Origin of the sequence: Microbacterium sp. DT81.1 (assembly GCF_049844955.1) — a bacterium.
GTDB lineage: Bacteria > Actinomycetota > Actinomycetes > Actinomycetales > Microbacteriaceae > Microbacterium.
The window spans coordinates 183637-203068 of record NZ_JBNCMA010000004.1 but is presented as its reverse complement, the minus strand read 5'-3'; the positions used below and the strand labels follow the sequence as shown (position 1 = coordinate 203068).

The window sequence follows — 19432 nt, the reverse complement described above, 5'->3', positions numbered from 1 at the left end:
GCGGAGTCAGGTCAGCGCCGAGGCGCCGTCCGCGATCCGGTCCGGCGCCGTGAGCGTCACCGGGGCGCCACGGAGGCGGCGCAGCGCGCGAAGCTGGGCATTGAGGTCCCACGGCCCAAAAAGCAGCATGTCGACGGGATGCCACAGAGCGATCCAGCCGACGATGATGAGGCCTTCTATGAAGAACCGCTGAAGCGAGTCGGCGCTCGTGGAAGTCGTAGAGAGAGCAGCGGCAGCGGCGAGACAGACAGCGAGGAAGACCACTCCGATGGCGAGTTCCTTCAGCCCGCGGGTCCAGACGCGCCGCCGCTGCGTGCGGGCATCGCGGATGCGCTCGTCCCAGTAGCCCTCCAGCGCCGTCTGGATCTGATCGACGTCGTGATCCGCGGGTTCGCTCACCCGCACCGCAATGGAAGGGTTTGGATGCCGCCGGACGCTGCGGTCGTGGAGCATCCGCTCGAGGATGCGCTCGGCGCCCGCGTCGCGGGCGTACCGCCCGAGGAAGGGATCCGCTTCTGCTGCGGTGAACAGCTCGGCCGTTTCCCGTACGTCGATGTCGATCACTTAGCGCTCGACTTCCCGTAGCGCGCGGCCGCGGCGAGAAGAGTCCGCGCACCGAAGCCGGTCGCCCCTTTTGGTCGCCACGCGTCGTCGGTGTCGGACTGCATCGTGCCCGCGATGTCGACGTGCGCCCACGGGGTGCCGGATGCGAAGTGCTCGAGGAAGAGCGCGGCCGTGATCGCACCGGCGTAGGGACCGCCGAGGTTGGCGATGTCGGCGATGTCGGAGTCGAGCTGCTTACGGTACTTCTGCTCCAGCGGCATCCGCCACAGCGGTTCATCGCTTTCCGCCGACGCCGCGATCACCGCGTCCACCAGGGCGTCGTCGTTCGAGAAGACGGGGGCCATCGCCTGCCCGAGCGCCATGAGGGCGGCGCCTGTGAGCGTCGCGATATCGATGATCGCGTCCACCCCAGCCTCGTTGGCGAGGTCGAAGGCATCCGACATGACGAGCCGGCCCTCGGCATCCGTGTTCTTCACCTCGATGGTCGTGCCGCCGTGCGTGGTGAGGACGTCGCCGAGCTTGTAAGACGAGCCGGAGGGCATGTTGTCGGTGCACATCAGCCATCCGGTTACCCGCGCTTGCACCCCCGTGTCGCGGAATCCGGTGAAGGCGCCGAGGACGGCGGCCGCGCCTCCCATGTCCATCTTCATGAGCAGGTGCATGGGGTCGGAGGGCTTCAGGCTGATGCCGCCCGAGTCGTACATGATCCCCTTGCCGATCAGCCCCAGATGCCGGGCTGCCGCCCCTGCGGGATCGTAGGAGAGCCGGATCATTCGTGGCTCCTCCGCGCTGCCCTGGTTGACGCCGAGAAGCCCTCCGCACCCGAGGTCGGTGAGCGCAGACTTGTCGAAGAGCGTCACGTCGAAGCCGAACCGCTCCCCGAGCGTCTGGGCGATCCTGCCCATGTCGGTGGCGGTCAGGTGACCCGGCGGGGTGTTCGCGAGGTCCCGCGCGATGATGCTCGCGCGCGCTGCTACGGCACTGGCATCGATTGCCTCTGTGACGGCCGGCGCGTCCCCTCCGGCGAGCTGGATGGTCACGGCGGTGAGCGGCTCGTCCGCGGGCTTGGACTTCAACGGTGTGTAGCGGTACCGCGCCAGCAGGGCACCCTCGCTGGCGGCACGGGCGACCTCGCTGTCGGGAAGATCGCCGTGATCCGGAATGACGAGCGCGATCCGGGAACGACGAGACGCGCTGCGGGCCATTGCGGCAGCTGCGTCGCGGACGGCATTCACCGTGAGCTTCGCCCGGTCACCTAATCCGACCGCCACCCGATCGGGGCCATCGGCAGCGGGAAGGACCAGGGTGGAGCCGGCCTTGCCATCGAATCCGGAGCGCCTGAGCGCTTCGCGCGTGAGTCCGAGTTCGGGGGTCGGGTCCTGGTCGGCGAAGACGGCGTAGCCCACGGCATCCGGGACAGGCTCGGTCAGGGAGTCATGCAGCGACCGCGCAGATACGCTCACCGCCTCCAGCGCTTCGAGGCCTGGCAGCGCGGTGAAGTCCATGCCCGGTCGTGTGTCGATGCGCTGGGTCATGGACGTGCGCCCTCTTCTTCTCTATCTGTTTCGGCGGCCGCGATCGGGTTCAGCGGAATCGCCTCGTCCACGTCTTCGTTGTCGTCGGGCTCCACCGACGACGGCAGTTCGCCCGCGATTCGGCCGGGCATCCGGGTCGCGGGAACGATGGCGAGCAGCGCGAGCGCGGCCAGGCCGAGGAGGGAGATCTGGAGTGCGCGAAGGCGGGCCTCCTCATTGATCGCGATCGCGGCATCCATTTCTGCCGGTGAGGCGCTTGTCCCCCCGAGAACCGACTCGAGCTGGCTGTTGGTGAGGAAGTCGGCCTCGTTGATGTTCACCTCGGCGATCAGCTCGCTCGAGATCTCCGGATGCTCGATGGCCGAGGTCGCGAGCGTCGAGGCGAGTATGCCGACCGCGAACGCGCTCGCGACCGCGATACCGATCGACCCCGACAGGTTGTGCACGAGCCCGCGCCACGCGCCGACGTCGCCCGCCAGTTGCTTGGGCGCGGCGGAGAGCAGCGTGTTGAAGACCAGGGCGACGATCGACCCCTGCCCCAAACCCAGCAGGATCAAGCCGACGACGATGAAGAACTGGCCCCAGTCGCCACGGACTGTGAAGGCGATCAGCGTGAGCGCGCCGGCGACGACGACGAAGCCCACGGATCCGAGTACGCGCGGCGGGCACACCTTGTAGAGGTAGGCGACGAACGTCGAGGCAAGGAAGATCGACAGCGTGTACGGGATGATCGAGAACGACGTCTGGATGCCGGAGAGTCCCTGGACGACCTGCATGTAGAGCGGGATGAGGAAGTTCGCCGCGGTGCCGACGAACAGCATGATCGCCATGCAGGCGGTTATTGCCAGCTCGCTGCGGGTGGCGAGCACGCGCAGGTCGAAGATCCGCGATTTGTGCTGGCGCTGCCGCCGCAGCAACCACACGAAGAAGATCTGCCCCACGATGACGCCGACAATGATCAGCAGGGGGGCGGGAGACACGCCCAGCACAGTGAACGGCGCCTGCGATGTGGCAAGCCATATGCCCCACGAGTTGAGGCCCGAGAAGCCGAAGCTGAGCAGAATGATCGCGGTCGCCGCCAGCAGGGCGCCGGTCCAGTCGATGGCGAGGTTCCGCTGCGCGGGCACCTTGGGGACGCGGAAACTGAGCAACAGGTTGATCGCACCCAGGACGACCATGAGCGCGAACGACCATCGCCACCCGATGGTCTCGGCGAAGAGCCCGGCGATGAGAAGTGCCAGCACGCCGGCGAGGGGAATGGCGGCGGCCAGTAGCCCGATCGCCTTCGCCTGACGATCGCCGTGGTAGTTGGTGGCGATGAATACGGTCAGCGCCGGTGCGATGAGCGCGATCACCGCACCCGATGACGCCTGCGCGATGAAGAGCATCGCCGGGCTGAGGCTCAGGGCCACGCCGGCCATCGCCGCTGCATGAATGGCAACCGCAATTTGGAAGACCCGTCTCGTGCCGAATCGCGACCCGACCTTCGCCCCCAGCAGGATGAACGCCGCCATCGCGAACGTGCCCGCCGTGATGGCCGTTCCGACCGACGTCGCCGGCGTGTCCAGATCGGTCGTGATGCCCGCCATCGACACGGTGAGCGCGTTGACCGCGAACGACGCCTGCACCTGAGTGAGCACGACCACGATCAGCGGAAGCCAAGAGGACTTTTCCTCGGTGGAGACGGACGCGGCATGCGTCATCGTCACTCCCTTCGCTCGGCGAGAAGCGGCGACCGGGCCCGCGCGACGCGACAGAGGAGTCGACCGCGCGACAGTCGAACTGGTCGCGGTGCTCGGAGTCTATGGGCCCGCGGTAGCATTCGCTAGAGAAACTAGTGAAAGAGGCGAGGTGGTCCTGCCGTGCTGGATCCGTGGGCCCTTCTCCTGTTGCTGAGCCATGTGATTGTGGGTTTCGTCGCTGCCGTCGCCGTCTCTGTGAACCGGCGACCGGCCAGCGCGATCGCGTGGATCTTGACGATCATCTTCATACCCTTCCTCGGCCTGCTTGCCTTTCTGCTGATCGGCGTCGGGCGCCTGCCGAGGCGACGACGGGCGATCCAGCAGCACGTCTCTGAGCTGATGGCCGCACGATCCGATGTGCTCGCCCTCCGCATCGCGCCGACTCGTCCGTCCTGGCTGTCCTTCGCCGTCCAGCTGAACGAGAACCTCGGCGCCCTGCCGATGCTGTCAGGCAACGCCGCGCATCTGATCGAGGGATACGAGGAGTCCATCGCTGCCATGGTCGATGACATCGACGGAGCCGAAGAGTATGTGCATGTCGAGTTCTACATCCTTGTGCTCGACGGGACCACGCGGTCGTTCTTCGACGCTCTCGCACGAGCGACGGCTCGCGGCGTCCCGGTGCGAGTGCTGTCCGACCACGTCGCCGGCTTCCTCTCGCCCTATCGCAAAGAAACCCGGGTTGCCCTGCGCGAGATGGGCGCAGAATGGCACCCCATGCTCCCCCTCCGTCCCCTCAGCGGGCAGTGGCAGCGTCCGGACCTCCGCAATCACCGGAAGCTCCTGGTGGTTGACGGCGTGGTCGGCCACACCGGTTCCCAGAACCTCATCGACGACAGCTACCACAAGCCGATCAGCGCACGACGAGGACTGCACTGGAAGGAGCTCATGGTGCGCCTGGAGGGACCCGTGGTGGCCGAGCTGGACGCGGTGTTCGTCACCGACTGGTTCAGCGAAACGGGGAAGCTTCTTCCCCTGGTCGGACACCCGGAGGCGGCGATACCGGACGCGGGCGCGCCGCATGCCGGCAAACATGCCGTCATCGACGCGCAGGTCGTGCCCAGCGGCCCGAGCTTCGAAAACGACAACAACCTCAAGCTCTTCGTGCTGCTCATCCAGAGCGCGCAGCAGCGCGTCAGTATCACCAGCCCATACTTCGTTCCCGAGGAGTCGACGCTGCTCGCCATCCTCACCGCCGCCGCCCGCGGGGTCGACGTGGAACTGTTCGTCTCCGCGATCGGCGACCAGTTCCTCGTGTATCACGCGCAGCGCTCCTACTACGAGGTGCTGCTTCGGGCCGGTGTCGCGATCTACCTCTACCGTGAGCCGACGGTGCTGCACTCCAAGCACTTCAGCATCGACGACGACGTCGCGGTCATCGGCACGAGCAACATGGACATCCGCTCATTCAGCCTCAACATGGAGCTCTCGCTGCTCGTTCGGGGGCGCGCGTTCGTCGATCGCATGAGAGCGGTTGAGGACAGCTACCGGGCGAACAGCGACGCGCTCACCCTCGCGGACTGGTCCCGTCGACCGCTCCGTGCAAAGGTCCGTGACAACCTCGCGCGCCTGACATCGTCCCTGCAGTGACATCGCGGACTCGGGGGTGCGGTCAGCTCAGAACGACGACGAATCCCAGGACGGCGCTGACCAGAGACAGGATGCCGAGCACCACCGACGGAGCCGGATTCTCCTTGCGACGCAGGTGGACCACGCTCGCCCCCGCCATCAGCAGCGCGAGCGCGCTCGCGGCCATCGGCGTCAAGATGGGAACGATGCCAGTGAGCAGGGGAAGGATCAGTCCCACCGCACCGGCGATTTCGGCGGCCGCGATCAGTTTGATCCCGGCATCCGAGAACTCCTCCGTCCACGTCATTCCCGCAGAGTGCAGGGCGGACTTGGGCCGAAACAGCTTCATCGACCCTGCGGCCAGGAAGACGAGGGCGAGAAGAGCGTTGATGATCCAGAGCGCGACAAGCATGGGCGATTCCTTCTGGGTTACTGTTTGTTAGTAGCCCCATGATCTGTGATCCCAGGAGTGCTTACAAAAGGCACATCCGTGTGCGCCGCGAACATCGAAGGAACCAACGGTGAGCATCCCCGTCGACAAACCCGAACCGAAGTCCCCCTACGAGAGCACCTGCGAAGGCGCGCCCTCATCGCGCGACGGGCGCGCGGTCCGGAATGTCCTCGATCGCGTCGGCGACAAGTGGTCGCTGCTGATCATCGTGACGCTGCAGGGCGGCCGGCTGAGGTTCAGCGAGCTTCAACGGCACATCCCCGGGATCTCTCAACGAATGCTCACCCTCACGCTGCGCGGGCTCGAGCGCGACGGGCTCCTCACACGCACCGTGCACGCCGAAGTGCCGCCGCGAGTCGAGTACGACCTCACCTCTATCGGCCGCACCTTGATCGAACCCTCCCGCGCCCTCGCCGACTGGGCAATCGCCCACTACGCGACGATCGAACAAGCACGCGTGGAATACGACACGGACGCCTGACCCCGAATAGCAGAGCTCGTGATCGAGTTCCAGCCGCGCTGCGGCACCGCTTCCGTTGCGTGCCCGTCAATGGATCCCTAAGCGGGCAGCGCCAACGAGTTTCGTGGTGACGGAAACCCGCGAGCCGGTCCTCAGCCGAGCCGCCCCCGGAATCGCATCGCGTCGGCGCGATGTGTGCTGCCGTTGCCGGCTCACGCCTCGGTAAACCCGATCGTGCAAATGCCCCGACGCGGCTGCTCCTGTGAACGTCGAGGCTCGCAGCTTAGGACGACTCGCAGCGGACCTAGAGAACGTCGCTCGCGAACTCAACGAGTCGCAACCCAGGACCAACGGAGAAGAGAAAGCGCAATGCACGCAGGCACTCTTCAGTGGCACGTCTCAATCCGTTGCTCTGTCTGGTCTCGCGTGACAACCTCGTTACATGGCTCGTGGCCGTCGGGATGCCAAGCGCCAAGCGGCGCAAGCAAGGGAACAGTCGGACCGTCAGCGCGCGATCGAGGAGCATCGCGCAGATGAGGAGCGGGCCGCTCGCGAACGTCAATTGATCAAGCGTTGGGGTAGCGCGCATGGTGGTCTGAACCGGCTCGGATCGCTCTCGAAGGAGTTGGACCGCCTCCACCGCCAGGAAGCCCGCCTCCTTGCCGAACGGGACGAACTCGTGAATGTCCTTCGGATAAGCGGGCAGAGCTGGAGCGTGCTCAGCGCCTGCACCAAGGTCAGCCGCCAGGCGTTAATGAAGCGAACCGAGAAAGTCCGGACAAACCCGAAGATGGCTCCCCGGTCGAACGGTTGACTGGGCACGATGCAGACCCTGCACGACCGCGAGAGCGGGTACCCGAAAGCTCCCACGGGAAGTGCTGTCGGAACGACCCGCTTGCGGGGATTGAGATGGAGGACACTCCACGGTGAACCCTCGCGGCGCTGGATCTGACCCCGCTTCTTCGAGAGGGCGGGAGCAAGCGGTGGGGTTTCAGCGATCGCGGGGGACGCGCCCTTCGGGGATTCGTTCGAGTCGGTTCCAGCCACGCCATCCGCGTTGTTCGAGGATTGCCAGAAGCTGTCGAGCGACCGGTGCTGACTCGGTCATGGCTGCATCCAGCAGGGCCGTGAGAGGGTCCCTTTGTTCGGCGGCGCCGATCTGCAGTTCGCCGCTCTGGACTGCGCGCAGGCGGAGGTGCTCGACGAGGTCGGCGAGTTCGACGACTCGGGGATCGTCCGGCGGCCATTCCGGGGCGGAGCTGAGGAGGCGATAGAGCCGCGTCATGTCGGGGTCGTCGTCGAGCAGGCGGTTCTTCTCGGCGATCACGGGGTCGATGCTGAGCGGGTCCTGCGCGGCGAGCATGATCCAAGCGTCCCGCTCGAGCTCGATGTATGCCTCGCCGACGCCGAGCCCGCGCAGCCGGTCCAGGTAGTTCAAGACGACCTGGGGAAGGGCCAGGTGATCGCCTGCAGCGAGCTGGGCGATCCGTGTGCGGTGGCTCTGCAGGCGACGGATGTCGGCGCTCAAGCCCTCATCGATCTCCCCGACGGCGCGGGCGAACTCGTCCGGGTCGGCGTCGAGGAGTTCCTGCACACGGGCGAGGGGGACGCCTGCGTCGGCAAGCACGCGGATCCGGATAAGCCGCACCACCGCGGCAGTGTTATAGCTGCGGTAGCCGGAGTGGTCGCGTTCGGGCTCGGCGAGTAGGCCGATCTGGTGATAGTGCCGGACTGTTCGCACCGTCACGCCGGCGTAGGAGGCCAGTTGGCTGATCGTGAGCATGGGGTCCAGACTGCCTCAACCGGCGACGCCGCGGACCGCCTCGGCGATCGCGCGGAAGTCCTTGCGGAGGATCGCCCCGTGATTGCTGGCGACCTTGGCGTGAATCGTGATGTGAGGGTTTCGTTCGGCCACCGCCGGAACACTGGCCCGGATCGTCTCCTGCCCATCCCCCTTGCTGCCGAACGAGGTTCCGGATGCGAGGACATAGCGGGTCGGGACGGTGATCCTGTCCATCACCGGACCGAGTTGCCGCTCGCGAGCGAGCCTGCCGACTTCGATGTTGCATTCGGCCATCTCCGCGGCGGTCATCCGCGGCGTGAGTCCCGTCACACGCAGCGGCACCATCAGCCATTGCAGGCGGCGGAAGGCCGTCCGGATTCCTTGCTCCATCTCGTCCGTCAGCCAGTCGTGCGGCTGCGCCCCATCGACGAGGACGGATCCGATCGTCCGCCCCGGATTGTCGCTCACCCAGTGGGCGGCGACGAACGCGCCATACGACCACCCGACCACCGCTGCTCGGTCGACGTCTCGAATGTCGAGCACGGCAGTGACGTCTTCGACAGCGGCGGCAAACGAATAGTCCGCTGAACGGCGGGACTTACGCCCCCGAGCCCGCTCGTCGTAGGTGATGTGTCGCCAGTCCGGCCCGAGCTCGGCGATGACCCGCCGCCAGTAGCCCTGCGTCGCGAACTGTCCGTTCAGGTAAAGCACCGGCGTCCCGGACCCACCCGAATCGGTGACGGCCAGGGCCGTATCGCCGACCGGCACCATGCCGGTCCAAGTTCGGGTCGGGGCCGTGCGCATCGTGGTGTCTCCGTTCCGTTCTACAACGCTTGACTCAGCGTGCAGCGTTGACGGTGCGTCAGGGTCAAGCGTCCAGACCAGCTGGCTGGAGGCACTCGAGCGCCTTGGCCTCCTCAGTGGCCGCGGGGCCTGCCAACCCGCACCGGCACCGACTCGCGCGCGCTTCACGAGCGGTCGTTGGGGAGCTGTCTGGACGGGACGGAGGCCTGGGAGCGCCTATCTCAGTTCACGCTGCCTGAGGACTAGAGACATTTCGGCCGATTCCTAACGGTATCCATACGGCGCCGGGCCGTTTTCGAGGTGTGCGGCTCCCGTCGCGGTGCGAGGATTTGGTGGGCTCGGACAAGCCGGGGGCAAGTGAGGAGTTGCAGGGTGCCGCGTTGGGACGAGTTCGTGTTTCCGTCGGAGGTTGCCGGACCGTCGCGGCGAGGCGCCACAATCACGCCGCTCGGCCGCTGGTTGCTGCGCGATACGGTGCAGCCGGTAGGGCCGGAGAGCGTCGAGAGCAGGGCGGCCGGTCATTCGTGGTGGAAGGTGATGTGTCTCACCGGAGTGGACTACTTCTCGACGCTGTCCTACTTGCCGGCGATTGCGGTCCTGGCTGCGGGAGCGCTTTCGCCCTTGGCGACGCTTCTCATCGTGGCGCTCACCTTGTTCGGCATGCTTCCGATGTACCGGCGCGTCGCGAAGGAGAGTCCGCATGGGCAGGGCTCGGTTGCGATGCTGGAGCGGCTGCTCCCGTTCTGGCAGGGCAAGATCTTCGTCCTGATCCTGCTCGGGTTCGTCGCGACCTCCTGGATCATCACGATCACGCTGTCCTCCGCAGACGCCACCGTCCACCTCCTCGAGAACCCGTTCATGCCGGCGGCGGCGGCCGGCCTCGCGGTACCGATCACGATCCTCCTTCTGCTCATCCTCGGCGGCGTATTCCTCCTCGGATTCACCGAAGCGGTGAACGTGGCCATCCCGCTCGTGGCGGTGTTCCTGGCCCTGAACGCCGTGGTGATCGCCGCGGGACTGGTGCAGATCGCGACGCATCCCGCAGACGTCACGAATTGGCTGACGGCGCTGACTGCGACCAGCGACACTCCAGGCGGATTGCTGCTACCCGCACTCATCGCCTTCCCATTGCTCGTTCTGGGACTCTCCGGCTTCGAAACTGGAGTGAGCATGATGCCGCTCGTCGCCGCCGATGGCACGACACCGCAAGACCGACTGAACAGCCGGATCCACAACACCCGAAAGCTCCTCACCGCCGCCGCGGCGATCATGAGCGTCTACCTGCTCTCCAGCAGCCTGGTCACGACGCTGCTCATCCCCACGGATGCCTTCCAGCCGGGCGGCGAGGCCAACGGGAGAGCCCTGGCTTATCTTGCCCATGAGTTCTTCGGCGACGGCTTCGGCACCGTCTACGACATCAGCACGGTGCTCATCCTCTGGTTCGCGGGTGCCTCCGCCATGGCGGGGCTCATCAACATCGTGCCCCGATACCTCCCCGCCTACGGCATGGCACCGGAGTGGAGCAGAGCGGTGCGGCCCGTGGTGCTCGTTTACACCGCGATCAGCGTCGTCATCACTATCGCGTTCCAGGCCGATGTCAACGCTCAGGCCGGCGCATACGCCACTGGCATCCTCGCCATGATGGTCTCCGCCTCCGTCGCCGTCCTGATCTCCACGATCCGCCGACGCACGAGGCTTGCCATTGTCGGGTTCGCGGTTCTCACGGCGGTGCTCGGATACGCGCTCATCGCCAACATCATCGAGAAACCCGACGGCCTCGCGATCTCCGCCCTGTTCATCCTCGGGATCATCGTCGTCTCCCTCGTGTCGCGGGTGTCACGCACAACGGAGATCCGTGCCGAGCGACTCGAGTTCGACGACAACGCCCGCAGGTTCATCGCCGACTCGCTCCGGTACGACGGCCGGCTGAACATCATCGCGAACCGGCCTGAGACGGGCGAGGCCACCGAGTACGCGCAGAAGGAATCCGCCCAGCGGCGCCTGAATCCCGTTCCCGGCCGTGCGGATGTCCTCTTCCTCGAGATCAAGGTGGTGGATCCGTCCGAGTTCCGCGAGGTGCTTCGTGTCACCGGACTGGAGGTCGATGGCCATCGGGTTCTGCGGGCCGAGAGCCCCGCCGTGCCTAACGCGATCGCCGCCATCTTGATCGCATTGCGAGATGTCACCGGCGAGCGGCCACATGCCTACTTCGAGTGGTCGGAGGGCAACCCGCTGCTGCACATGGTCCGGTACCTGCTGCTCGGACGGGGGGACACCGCTCCTGTGGTTCGCGAGATCCTCCGCGAAACCGACAGGGACCCGATGGACCGGCCGGTGATCCACGTCGGGGGCTGATCGACCTTCAGGCCCCAGGACCGGTCAGAGCAGCTGAGCGAAGCTCTCGGCGGCGCGGGTGGGACCGACGACGAGGATGGTGTCGTCGGCGTCGAGGATGGTGGTGTTGTCGGCGTTGTTCCACGTGCCGTTGTGGTGGAATGCGGCGATGGTTACGCCATACGTCTTGCGGATGCCGGTTTCTCCCAGTGGTTTGCCCTGGATGGTCGAGGGGGCGGGGGCCTTCACCATGGCGTAGCCGGGGGCGATCTCGATGAAGTCCAGCGCGGCGCCGCGGACGAGGTGGGCGACTCTGCGGCCCATGTCCTTCTCGGGATAGACGACGTGGTGCACGCCAAGCTGCTCCAGGATGAGTCCGTGCTGGTCATCGACGGCCTTGGCCCAGATGACGGGGATGTCCATGCTCTTGAGGACGGAGCAGGTCAATATCGACGCGGAGATGTCGCCGCCGATGGCGACGACGACCCGGTCGAACTCATCGACAGCGAGCTGTTCGAGGGCTTCCCGTTTCGTCGAGTCGGCGCGAACGACCTGGGTCAGGATGCCGTTGTGGGACTGGACGAGTTCCTCGTCCAGGTCGATGCCGAGCACCTCGGTTCCCCCTGTCATCAGTTCGGCGGCAAGGGAGCTGCCGAAGCGGCCGAGGCCGATGACCGCTACGGAGTCGGCTTCGGCGATGCGGCGGGATGTCTCCGGGGCGCCGAAGAAGGGGAACTTAGCCAATGGCGGGCCTTTCCTTGGGGAGTTCGTAGAGGATGCGGCGCTGTCGCAGTGCGATCGCCGAGCCAAGGGTGAGGGGCCCGAGCCGGCCCAGGAACATCAGGATCACGAGCACCAGCTGCGCGGCATCCGAAAGACCCGCAGTGATGCCGGTGGAGAGGCCGACCGTGGCGAAGGCGGACACGGTTTCGAACATCGCCCGGTCGAGGTTCTCGCCTGTCAGGATCATGAGCAGGGCCGCACCGGCGATGACGGCGGCGACAGCAATGAGCACGACGGTGATGGCTTGGCGGTGCACGGCGCGGGAGAGCCGTTTCCCGAAGATGTTCACCGCTCCCTCCCCGCGTAGCTCGGTGACCATGATGAAGAAGAGCACCGCGAACGTGGTCACCTTGATGCCGCCGCCGGTTCCGGCCGGACCGGCTCCGATGAACATCAGGATGTCCATGCCGAGCCAGGTTTCATCCCGCATGGCGCCGATGTCGACGGAGTTGAATCCGGCGGTGCGGGTCTGTACGGAGTGGAAGAACCCGGCCAAGAGCCGCCCCCACGGGCTGAGCTTGCCGAACGTGTCGGGGTTGTTCCACTCCAGGGCGGTGATGTACGCCGTGCCCGCGACGAGGAGGATCACGGTCCCCCAGATCACCAGCTTGGTGTTCATCGACCAGTGCAGGGGCTGGCGCAAGTGCTTCCGCAGCTGCATGATCACCGGGAAGCCCAGCCCGCCGAGGATGATGGCGGCGCAGATCGGCAGACAGATGAAGGGATCCTCGACGAACCCGATCAGGTTGTCCGTGTACAAGGCGAACCCGGCGTTGTTGAACGAAGACACCGCGTGAAACAGCGCGTGCCATGCCGCTTTGCCTAGCCCGTACTCGTAGTGGAGCGCAAATCGGGGCAGCAGGAGGACGAACACGGCTGCCTCGACGATGAGGGAGATGAGGACGATCCCGCGGACCATGCCCCGCACGTCGTCCAGCCCGCTCGCCTTCACTTCTGCTGCGGTGTTCAGCCGGGATCGTACGGTGAGTTTGCGGGCCAGCACGAGCCCGATCAGGGCGGCGAAGATCATGATCCCCAGTCCGCCGAGCTGGATCATCAGCATGATCACGACCTGACCGAACCCGCTCCAGTACGTGGGCGTATCAACGACGGTCAGGCCGGTCACGCAGACGGCGCTTGTCGCGGTGAACAGCGCCTCCATGAACCCCGCGCCGCCCGGTCCGGTTTTGGAGACGGGCAGCATGAGAAGCAGCGTTCCGACCGCTACGGCACTCCCGAACCCCATAACCACCGCCTGTGCGGGGTGCAGCCGAAACCGCCGGATCTGCCCGAGACCCCAGCGGCCGGAGGGCCGTGAAAGGCGCGAGGTCACCCGCCAAACGCTACTCTTCACCGACCACCACCGGAGGACTCGACGCGTCCGACAGATCGAGCCGGTACCCCATCCCAGGCTCGGTGATCAAATGGCGAGGTCTGCTGGGGTTCAATTCCAGCTTCTTGCGAAGTTGGGACATGTAGAGGCGAAGGTAACCGGAGTCGGTGATCTGCTCACTTGCCCAGATGCCTTTGAGAAGGGTTTCCCGCGTCACCAGCGCGCCCGGGGTGCGGGCAAGATACTCCAGCATCCGCCATTCCGTAGGGGTGAGGTGCACGCGCGCACCCGCCCGGGTCACCAGGGTCGCGGCGAGATCGACGACCACGTCAGCGAAGGTAACGACCGGGTCGGCGGTTCCGGGAATGGCGCGTCGGGTGAGCGCTCGCACACGCGCCAGCAGCTCGTCAATTTGGAACGGTTTGGTCACGTAGTCATCCGCGCCCGCGTCCAGCGCCTGAATCTTTTCGGCCGATCCGGTGCGTCCCGAAACCACGATGATGGGCGCATTCGTCCACCCACGTAACGCCTGAATCACCCCGACCCCGTCCAACCGTGGCATACCCAGGTCCAGGAGGACCACGTCAGGATGGGTTTCCGCCGCCGTGGTAACCGCCGAGACGCCGTCGGGCGCGGCGATGACCTGGTAGCCGTGGGAGGAAAGCGTGATGCGCAGGGCACGCACCAGCTGCTCGTCGTCGTCGGCGACCAGGACCCTCATGCGTGCTCCTCCGCGGTAGCTGCGGAATCGGCCGGAGCAGCCACGGGGAGGGAGACGACCATGGTGAGTCCTCCTCCGGGGGTGCTCTCGGCGGTGAGCGTGCCGCCCATTCCCTGGGTGAAACCGAGCGAGAGCGCGAGGCCGAGGCCGAGGCCGGTGGTGTTGTCATCGTCGCCCAGGCGCTGGAATGGGGTGAAGATGCTCTCTCGTCGTTCGGCGGCGACGCCGATGCCGTGGTCGATCACGCGGATCTCGGCGGTGCCTCGGAGGTGGCTGGTGGCGACCCGGACACGGCTTCCCGGCGGGGCGTACCGGATGGCGTTCGCTACCAGGTTGACCAGGACGCGTTGCAGCAGCACCGGATCGGCGTGCACGGGCGGCAGCTCCGAATCGAGGGCGAGGTCGATCTCATTCGGTCCGTATCCGAGCTCGTCGACGGCGGAGGCGATCACCCCCGCGGCGTCCAGCGGTGCCAACGAGACCGCGAGAACGCCCGCTTGCACACGACTGACATCGAGGAGGTCCGTGACCAGCGTGGTCAGCGCCGTCAGGCTCTCGTCCGCTGTGGCAAGCAGTTCCGCCCGGTCAGCATCGCTCAAGTGTGCGCCTGAAGTGCGGAGCCCGCCGATGGCGGCGACGGCTGCGGCGAGGGGTCGGCGCAGATCATGGCTGACAGCGGACAACAGAGCAGTGCGCACCTGATCGGTGGAGGCCAGCGCATCCGCTGCGCGAGCTGTCTCGGCGAGGTCGGAGTGCTCCAAGGCCGCGGCGAGCTGGGCGATGACGACCTCAAGAAGCCGGCGTTCCGGTGCATCCAGTTCCCCGCCGTGCAGCTCCAGCGTGGCCCGGGGCGCGCCGTCGGGTCCGACCGGGATGTGCAGGGCACGGTTGTCCGGTACGGGCTCGCCGTCGGTGGCCAGGATCGTTCCATCGGGCGCGACCAGGCGCACCCCGGTCATGCCGAACGCTTCCCGCGCCCGTGTCACCAGCGCGGGCACGGCGCTCTCCCCGCGCAGCACGTTCCCGGCCACGGTCGCGAGAAGCTCCGACTCTGCGGCCGCGCGTCTGGCCGTGCGGGTGCGGCGTGCGGCCTGGTCGACGATGTAGCTGACGAGGACGGCGATCACTACGTAAAGCACCAGGGCGAGGGCGTGCAGGGGTTCCGCGATCGTGACGGTGAAGAGCGGTTCGACGAACAGGAAGTCGAGCGTCAGACCGGAAAGGAGCGCGGCGAACAGCGCCGGCCAGATCCCGCCGATCAGAGCGACGACGACAACGAGGAGCTGGTAGGCCAGCACGGCCGAGGCCAGCGACTCGGGACTGCTGGTGCGGAACAGCAGCCAGGACAGCAGCGGCCCCACAGCGAGGGCGACAGCGAATCCGAGCGCTTGGCGACGGATGCTCAGGGCCCCGCCCGTGATGCGGGGCAAGGCGAATCCACCGCCCGCAGCGGCATGCGTGACGATGTGCACATCGATGTCTCCTGATGCGCGGATGACGGTGGCGCCGATGCCGGGCCCCGTGAGGGCGGCGGCCAGGCGGCCGCGGCGGCTTACGCCGATGACGAGCTGGCTGGCGTTGACGGAACGGGCGAAATCGACGAGCGTCTGGGGAACGTCTTCGCCGACGACCTGGTGAAAGGTGCCGCCGAGGGCTTCGACGAGGGCGCGCTGAGTCGTCAGCGCGCCTGGGACGGCGGTGCGGGTGCCGTCCTGGCTGGACACGTGCACCGCCAGCAGCTCCCCGCCAGCGGAGCGAGCCGCGATGCGGGCCCCGCGGCGGATCAGCGTGTCTCCTTCGGGGCCGCCAGTGAGCGCGACGACGACGCGTTCACGGGCCTGCCAGGTTCCCTGGATCCCCTGCTCCGCCCGGTAGCGGTTCAGCGCGCTGTCGACTTCGTCCGCCAGCCAGAGGAGCGCCAATTCTCGCAGCGCGGTCAGGTTCCCGAGCCGGAAGTAACTCGAGAGTGCGGCATCCACCCGCTCGGCGGGGTAGACCAGGCCCGCGGCGAGGCGGTCCTGCAGCGACTGCGGGGCCAGGTCGACCACTTCCATCTGGTCCGCGCCGCGCACCACCGCGTCGGGCACCGTCTCGCGTTGGGTGACGCCGGTAATCTTCTCCACCACATCGTTGAGCGATTCGATGTGCTGCACATTCACCGTGGTGATCACGTCGATGCCGGCGGCCAGCAGTTCTTCAACGTCCTGCCACCGTTTCGGATTGCGAGAGCCGGGCGCATTGGTGTGTGCCAGCTCATCGATGAGGGCGATGTCCGGCGCTCGATCCATGACCGCGTCGACGTCTAGTTCGGTGAGCGTCACCTCCCGGTGGGTTACCCGGCGACGCGGTACCACGGGCAGGCCTTCGGCTTGCGCGGCGGTGGCGGCACGTCCGTGCGTCTCGAGCACCCCGATCACGACGTCGCGGCCCTCGCCGCGCAGCCGTCGACCCTCCAGGAGCATCTCGTAGGTCTTACCGACGCCGGGAGCGGCGCCGAGCAAGACCCGCAGCCTCCCACGCATCATCGGTGCATCCTTCCGTCGCGCTCAGTCATCCAGGGCGTCCAGCGCACGATTCAGCTCGAGGACGTTGACCCGTGGCTCGCCGAGGAATCCGAGGTCTCGTCCCTGAGTGGCCGAGGCCACCAGATCGCGCACCGCCCGTATTTCAAAAGCGCGCGCCTGTGCGACACGATCGGCCTGCAGCAGCGCGTAGGCGGGGCTGATGTGCGGATCCAGGCCCGAGCCCGATGCCGTGACGGCGTCGACCGGGATGTCGGCCGGGTCCGCGTCCTCGAACGCGGCGATCGCGGTCTTCCGTTCCTGTATCGCGGCGACGAGGTCCGCGTTCTCGGGGCCCCAGTTGCTGCCGCTGGACGCACCTCCGTCGTAGCCGTCGCCGGCGGCCGAGGGACGGGACTGGAAGTACTCAGCGCGCGGAGCGCCCTCGGCATCCGCGAACGATTGACCGATCAACGCCGAGCCGACCGGCCGGTCATCCGCTCCACGGACAAGGGATCCGTTGGCCTGCCACGGAAGCGCGAACTGTCCGATGCCGGTGATCAGCAGCGTGTACCCGACTCCGAGGACGAGGGTGAGCCCGATCATCGTGCGCAGAGCGACGTTCGCCTGTCGCAGTGTGCTGCGTGTGAAGGACATGTGGTTTCTCCTTGTGGGGCTCAGAAGCCGGGGATCAGGCGCACGAGCAGGTCAATGAGCCAGATACCGATGAATGGTGCGATCACGCCGCCCACTCCGTAGATCAGCAGGTTTCTGCTGAGGATCTGCGAAGCGCTGGCCGGGCGGTACTTCACCCCGCGCAGTGCGAGCGGGATCAGCACCACGATGACGAGGGCGTTGAAGATGATCGCGCTGGTGATCGCCGATGCCGGGGAACTCAGCTGCATTACGTTGAGGACAGCGAGTCCTGGGAAGACGCCCATGAACATCGCCGGGATGATGGCGAAGTACTTGGCGATGTCATTGGCCAGCGAAAAGGTGGTGAGGGCGCCGCGGGTGATGAGCAGCTGCTTGCCGATGCGGACGATGTCGATCAGCTTGGTCGGGTCCGAGTCCAGGTCGACCATGTTGCCGGCCTCCTTCGCCGCCGACGTGCCGGTGTTCATCGCCACGCCGACGTCCGCCTGCGCGAGGGCCGGGGCGTCGTTGGTGCCGTCTCCGGTCATCGCGACGAGGTTGCCGCCCTCCTGTTCCCGCTTGATGAGCGCGAGCTTGTCCTCGGGTGTCGCCTCGGCGAGGTAGTCATCGACGCCTGCCTCGGCGGCGATGGCCTTCGCGGTGAGCGGGTTGTCGCCGGTGATCATCACCGTGCGGATCCCCATGCTGCGCAGTTCCGCGAACCGTTCGCGCAGGCCGTCCTTGACGATGTCCTTGAGGTGGATCACGCCGAGCACCGTCCCGGTCTCGGAGCCCCGGGGGCCCGCTTTGGTTGCCACGACGAGCGGCGTGCCACCCGACTGCGCGATCGCATCGGCCTCGCTCATCACCTGGGCTCGGGTTGAGCGGGCCACCTCTTCACCGCCCTCTGCGAGCCAGGCGAGCACGGCGGAGCCGGCGCCTTTGCGGATCTGAGAGCCGTCTGCGAGGTCAAGGCCGCTCATCCTCGTCTGGGCGGTGAACGGCACCACGACTGCCCCGTCGGGGCTTTCCACCTGGATGCCGCGCGCGACGGCCAGTTCGACGACCGATGTGCCCTCGGGAGTCGGGTCGGCGAGTGAGGACAGCGCCGCGCTACGCGCCAGCACGTCTTCGCCGACGCCGGGCATGCGCACGAACACGCTGGCTCGACGATTGCCGTATGTGATCGTCCCGGTCTTATCCAGCAAAAGGGTGGTGACATCTCCCGCGGCTTCGACGGCCCGCCCGGACATCGCCAGCACGTTCCGCTGCACCAGGCGGTCCATCCCGGCGATCCCGATCGCGGAAAGGAGGGCGCCGATCGTTGTCGGGATCAGGCAGACCAGCAGCGCCACCAGCACCGTGATGCTGACGGGGGCGGCGGCGTACGAGGCGATCGGGTTAAGGGTGAGCACCACGACGACGAAGACGATCGACAGGCTCGCCAGAAGGATGTTGAGCGCGATCTCGTTCGGTGTCTTCTGCCTGCTCGCCCCTTCGACGAGCGCGATCATCCGGTCGACGAACGTCTCCCCGGGCTTGGAGGTGATGCGCACCACGATGCGATCCGACAGCACGCGAGTGCCGCCGGTAACGGCGCTGCGGTCACCGCCCGATTCACGCACCACCGGGGCCGATTCGCCGGTGATCGCGGATTCGTCGATGGTGGCGATGCCCCACACGATGTCGCCGTCGCCGGGGATCAGCTCCCCTGCGGCGACGACGACGACATCGCCCAGTCGGAGGTCGGAGGACGGGACCTGCTCGGTGACCGTGTCCTCGGCCGCGGCATCCGTCGTCTCGTCGTACCCGGAGATCCGGCGCGCCTGCGTGCTGGTGCGGGTCTTGCGCAGGCTGGCCGCCTGCGCCTTGCCGCGTCCTTCGGCGACCGACTCGGCGACATTCGCGAACAGCACCGTGAGCCACAGCCAGATCGCGATGCCCCACGTGAACCCGAAAGGCACCGGGGTGCCGCCGGAATCGGCGGGGCCGCCGAGGAACGATTCCGCGATCGCGATCGCCGTGGTCAGTGCGGCGCCGACCCACACGAGGAACATGACCGGGTTGCGCCACTGCGCCGCCGGGTTCAGCTTCCGCAGGGCTGCGGGGAGCGCCTGGATGAGCTGCGCCCAGCTGAACGAGCCGGCCGGCTGGGTGGTGGATTCGGTGGTGTGCGGCGCCCGGTCGGGGGCGGGGCTGAGTGTTGCGGTGGTCAT

General features: G+C 66.9%; 16 protein-coding genes. 4 read left to right on the top strand and 12 right to left on the bottom strand.

What is annotated here, in order from left to right; genetic code table 11:
* Positions 1-6: 6 nt before the first annotated feature.
* Genes ACLQ2Q_RS12440 through ACLQ2Q_RS12430 form a run of 3 tightly spaced genes read right to left on the bottom strand, consistent with a single transcriptional unit; the run spans position 7 to position 3802 of the window.
* Positions 7-564 (bottom strand): hypothetical protein, encoded by a 558-nt coding sequence (locus ACLQ2Q_RS12440; RefSeq protein ID WP_425820778.1) that lies wholly within the window; start codon positions 562-564, stop codon positions 7-9.
* A complete protein-coding gene (locus tag ACLQ2Q_RS12435) occupies positions 561-2099 on the bottom strand; it encodes a leucyl aminopeptidase (protein ID WP_425820777.1) in 1539 nt (512 codons plus the stop codon). Before ACLQ2Q_RS12435 ends, ACLQ2Q_RS12440 begins: the two co-directional genes overlap by 4 nt.
* Positions 2096-3802 carry an MFS transporter gene (locus ACLQ2Q_RS12430; RefSeq protein WP_425820776.1) on the bottom strand — a complete coding sequence of 569 codons (1707 nt, stop codon included), beginning with the start codon at positions 3800-3802 and terminating at the stop codon, positions 2096-2098. The genes ACLQ2Q_RS12435 and ACLQ2Q_RS12430 overlap by 4 nt, the downstream gene beginning before the upstream one ends.
* A gap of 162 nt (positions 3803-3964) precedes the next feature.
* On the opposite strand from ACLQ2Q_RS12430, the gene cls reads away from it, so the two are divergent.
* Positions 3965-5431, top strand: coding sequence for a cardiolipin synthase (gene cls, locus ACLQ2Q_RS12425; RefSeq protein ID WP_425821063.1), 1467 nt, complete (start codon positions 3965-3967; stop codon positions 5429-5431).
* Between the two features lie 22 nt (positions 5432-5453).
* On the opposite strand, the gene ACLQ2Q_RS12420 is transcribed toward cls, so the two are convergent.
* Positions 5454-5822, bottom strand: coding sequence for a DoxX family protein (locus tag ACLQ2Q_RS12420; protein WP_425820775.1), 369 nt, complete (start codon positions 5820-5822; stop codon positions 5454-5456).
* 109 nt (positions 5823-5931) lie between these two features.
* On the opposite strand from ACLQ2Q_RS12420, the gene ACLQ2Q_RS12415 reads away from it, so the two are divergent.
* Together ACLQ2Q_RS12415 and ACLQ2Q_RS12410 are read left to right on the top strand one after the other, a co-directional pair.
* The gene (locus tag ACLQ2Q_RS12415) at positions 5932-6342 is read left to right on the top strand and encodes a winged helix-turn-helix transcriptional regulator (protein WP_425820774.1); all 411 of its coding nucleotides are present in this window, start codon (positions 5932-5934) and stop codon (positions 6340-6342) included.
* A gap of 421 nt (positions 6343-6763) precedes the next feature.
* The gene (locus ACLQ2Q_RS12410) at positions 6764-7135 is read left to right on the top strand and encodes a hypothetical protein (protein WP_425820773.1); all 372 of its coding nucleotides are present in this window, start codon (positions 6764-6766) and stop codon (positions 7133-7135) included.
* Between the two features lie 177 nt (positions 7136-7312).
* Here ACLQ2Q_RS12410 and ACLQ2Q_RS12405 read toward each other — a convergent pair whose 3' ends face one another.
* Both ACLQ2Q_RS12405 and ACLQ2Q_RS12400 read right to left on the bottom strand, forming a co-directional pair.
* Positions 7313-8104 (bottom strand): MerR family transcriptional regulator, encoded by a 792-nt coding sequence (locus tag ACLQ2Q_RS12405; RefSeq protein WP_425820772.1) that lies wholly within the window; start codon positions 8102-8104, stop codon positions 7313-7315.
* A 15-nt stretch (positions 8105-8119) separates the two neighbouring features.
* On the bottom strand, positions 8120-8908 hold the full coding sequence (locus ACLQ2Q_RS12400; protein WP_425820771.1) for an alpha/beta fold hydrolase: 789 nt from the start codon (positions 8906-8908) through the stop codon (positions 8120-8122).
* A gap of 438 nt (positions 8909-9346) precedes the next feature.
* Between ACLQ2Q_RS12400 and ACLQ2Q_RS12395 the strand changes: the two genes are divergently transcribed.
* Positions 9347-11263, top strand: coding sequence for an amino acid transporter (locus ACLQ2Q_RS12395; RefSeq protein WP_425821062.1), 1917 nt, complete (start codon positions 9347-9349; stop codon positions 11261-11263).
* 24 nt (positions 11264-11287) lie between these two features.
* On the opposite strand, the gene ACLQ2Q_RS12390 is transcribed toward ACLQ2Q_RS12395, so the two are convergent.
* The 6 genes from ACLQ2Q_RS12390 to kdpB all read right to left on the bottom strand — a co-directional run bounded on the left by ACLQ2Q_RS12390 (position 11288) and on the right by kdpB (position 19432).
* Positions 11288-11986: a potassium channel family protein gene (locus tag ACLQ2Q_RS12390; protein WP_425820770.1), complete on the bottom strand. Its 699-nt coding sequence runs from the start codon at positions 11984-11986 to the stop codon at positions 11288-11290.
* Positions 11979-13271 (bottom strand): TrkH family potassium uptake protein, encoded by a 1293-nt coding sequence (locus ACLQ2Q_RS12385; RefSeq protein WP_425821061.1) that lies wholly within the window; start codon positions 13269-13271, stop codon positions 11979-11981. Before ACLQ2Q_RS12385 ends, ACLQ2Q_RS12390 begins: the two co-directional genes overlap by 8 nt.
* A gap of 97 nt (positions 13272-13368) precedes the next feature.
* Positions 13369-14079, bottom strand: coding sequence for a response regulator (locus tag ACLQ2Q_RS12380; protein ID WP_425820769.1), 711 nt, complete (start codon positions 14077-14079; stop codon positions 13369-13371).
* Entirely contained in the window at positions 14076-16604 is a 2529-nt protein-coding gene (locus ACLQ2Q_RS12375; protein WP_425820768.1) for an ATP-binding protein, read from the bottom strand. The genes ACLQ2Q_RS12380 and ACLQ2Q_RS12375 overlap by 4 nt, the downstream gene beginning before the upstream one ends.
* Before the next feature lie 21 nt (positions 16605-16625).
* The gene (kdpC, locus tag ACLQ2Q_RS12370; protein ID WP_425820767.1) at positions 16626-17237 is read right to left on the bottom strand and encodes a potassium-transporting ATPase subunit KdpC; all 612 of its coding nucleotides are present in this window, start codon (positions 17235-17237) and stop codon (positions 16626-16628) included.
* Positions 17238-17257: 20 nt separating this feature from the next.
* Positions 17258-19432 carry a potassium-transporting ATPase subunit KdpB gene (kdpB, locus tag ACLQ2Q_RS12365; protein ID WP_425820766.1) on the bottom strand — a complete coding sequence of 725 codons (2175 nt, stop codon included), beginning with the start codon at positions 19430-19432 and terminating at the stop codon, positions 17258-17260.

What these genes read in the sequence shown, in the direction of transcription:
- kdpB (WP_425820766.1), bottom strand. Translation starts at nt 19,432, where the DNA reads ATGACCACCGCAACACTCAGCCCCGCCCCCGACCGGGCGCCGCACACC.
- ACLQ2Q_RS12410 (WP_425820773.1), top strand. Translation starts at nt 6,764, where the DNA reads ATGGCTCGTGGCCGTCGGGATGCCAAGCGCCAAGCGGCGCAAGCAAGG.
- kdpC (WP_425820767.1), bottom strand. Translation starts at nt 17,237, where the DNA reads ATGTCCTTCACACGCAGCACACTGCGACAGGCGAACGTCGCTCTGCGC.
- ACLQ2Q_RS12435 (WP_425820777.1), bottom strand. Translation starts at nt 2,099, where the DNA reads ATGACCCAGCGCATCGACACACGACCGGGCATGGACTTCACCGCGCTG.
- ACLQ2Q_RS12430 (WP_425820776.1), bottom strand. Translation starts at nt 3,802, where the DNA reads ATGACGCATGCCGCGTCCGTCTCCACCGAGGAAAAGTCCTCTTGGCTT.
- ACLQ2Q_RS12385 (WP_425821061.1), bottom strand. Translation starts at nt 13,271, where the DNA reads ATGGGGTTCGGGAGTGCCGTAGCGGTCGGAACGCTGCTTCTCATGCTG.
- ACLQ2Q_RS12420 (WP_425820775.1), bottom strand. Translation starts at nt 5,822, where the DNA reads ATGCTTGTCGCGCTCTGGATCATCAACGCTCTTCTCGCCCTCGTCTTC.
- ACLQ2Q_RS12400 (WP_425820771.1), bottom strand. Translation starts at nt 8,908, where the DNA reads ATGCGCACGGCCCCGACCCGAACTTGGACCGGCATGGTGCCGGTCGGC.
- ACLQ2Q_RS12375 (WP_425820768.1), bottom strand. Translation starts at nt 16,604, where the DNA reads ATGATGCGTGGGAGGCTGCGGGTCTTGCTCGGCGCCGCTCCCGGCGTC.
- ACLQ2Q_RS12380 (WP_425820769.1), bottom strand. Translation starts at nt 14,079, where the DNA reads ATGAGGGTCCTGGTCGCCGACGACGACGAGCAGCTGGTGCGTGCCCTG.
- ACLQ2Q_RS12405 (WP_425820772.1), bottom strand. Translation starts at nt 8,104, where the DNA reads ATGCTCACGATCAGCCAACTGGCCTCCTACGCCGGCGTGACGGTGCGA.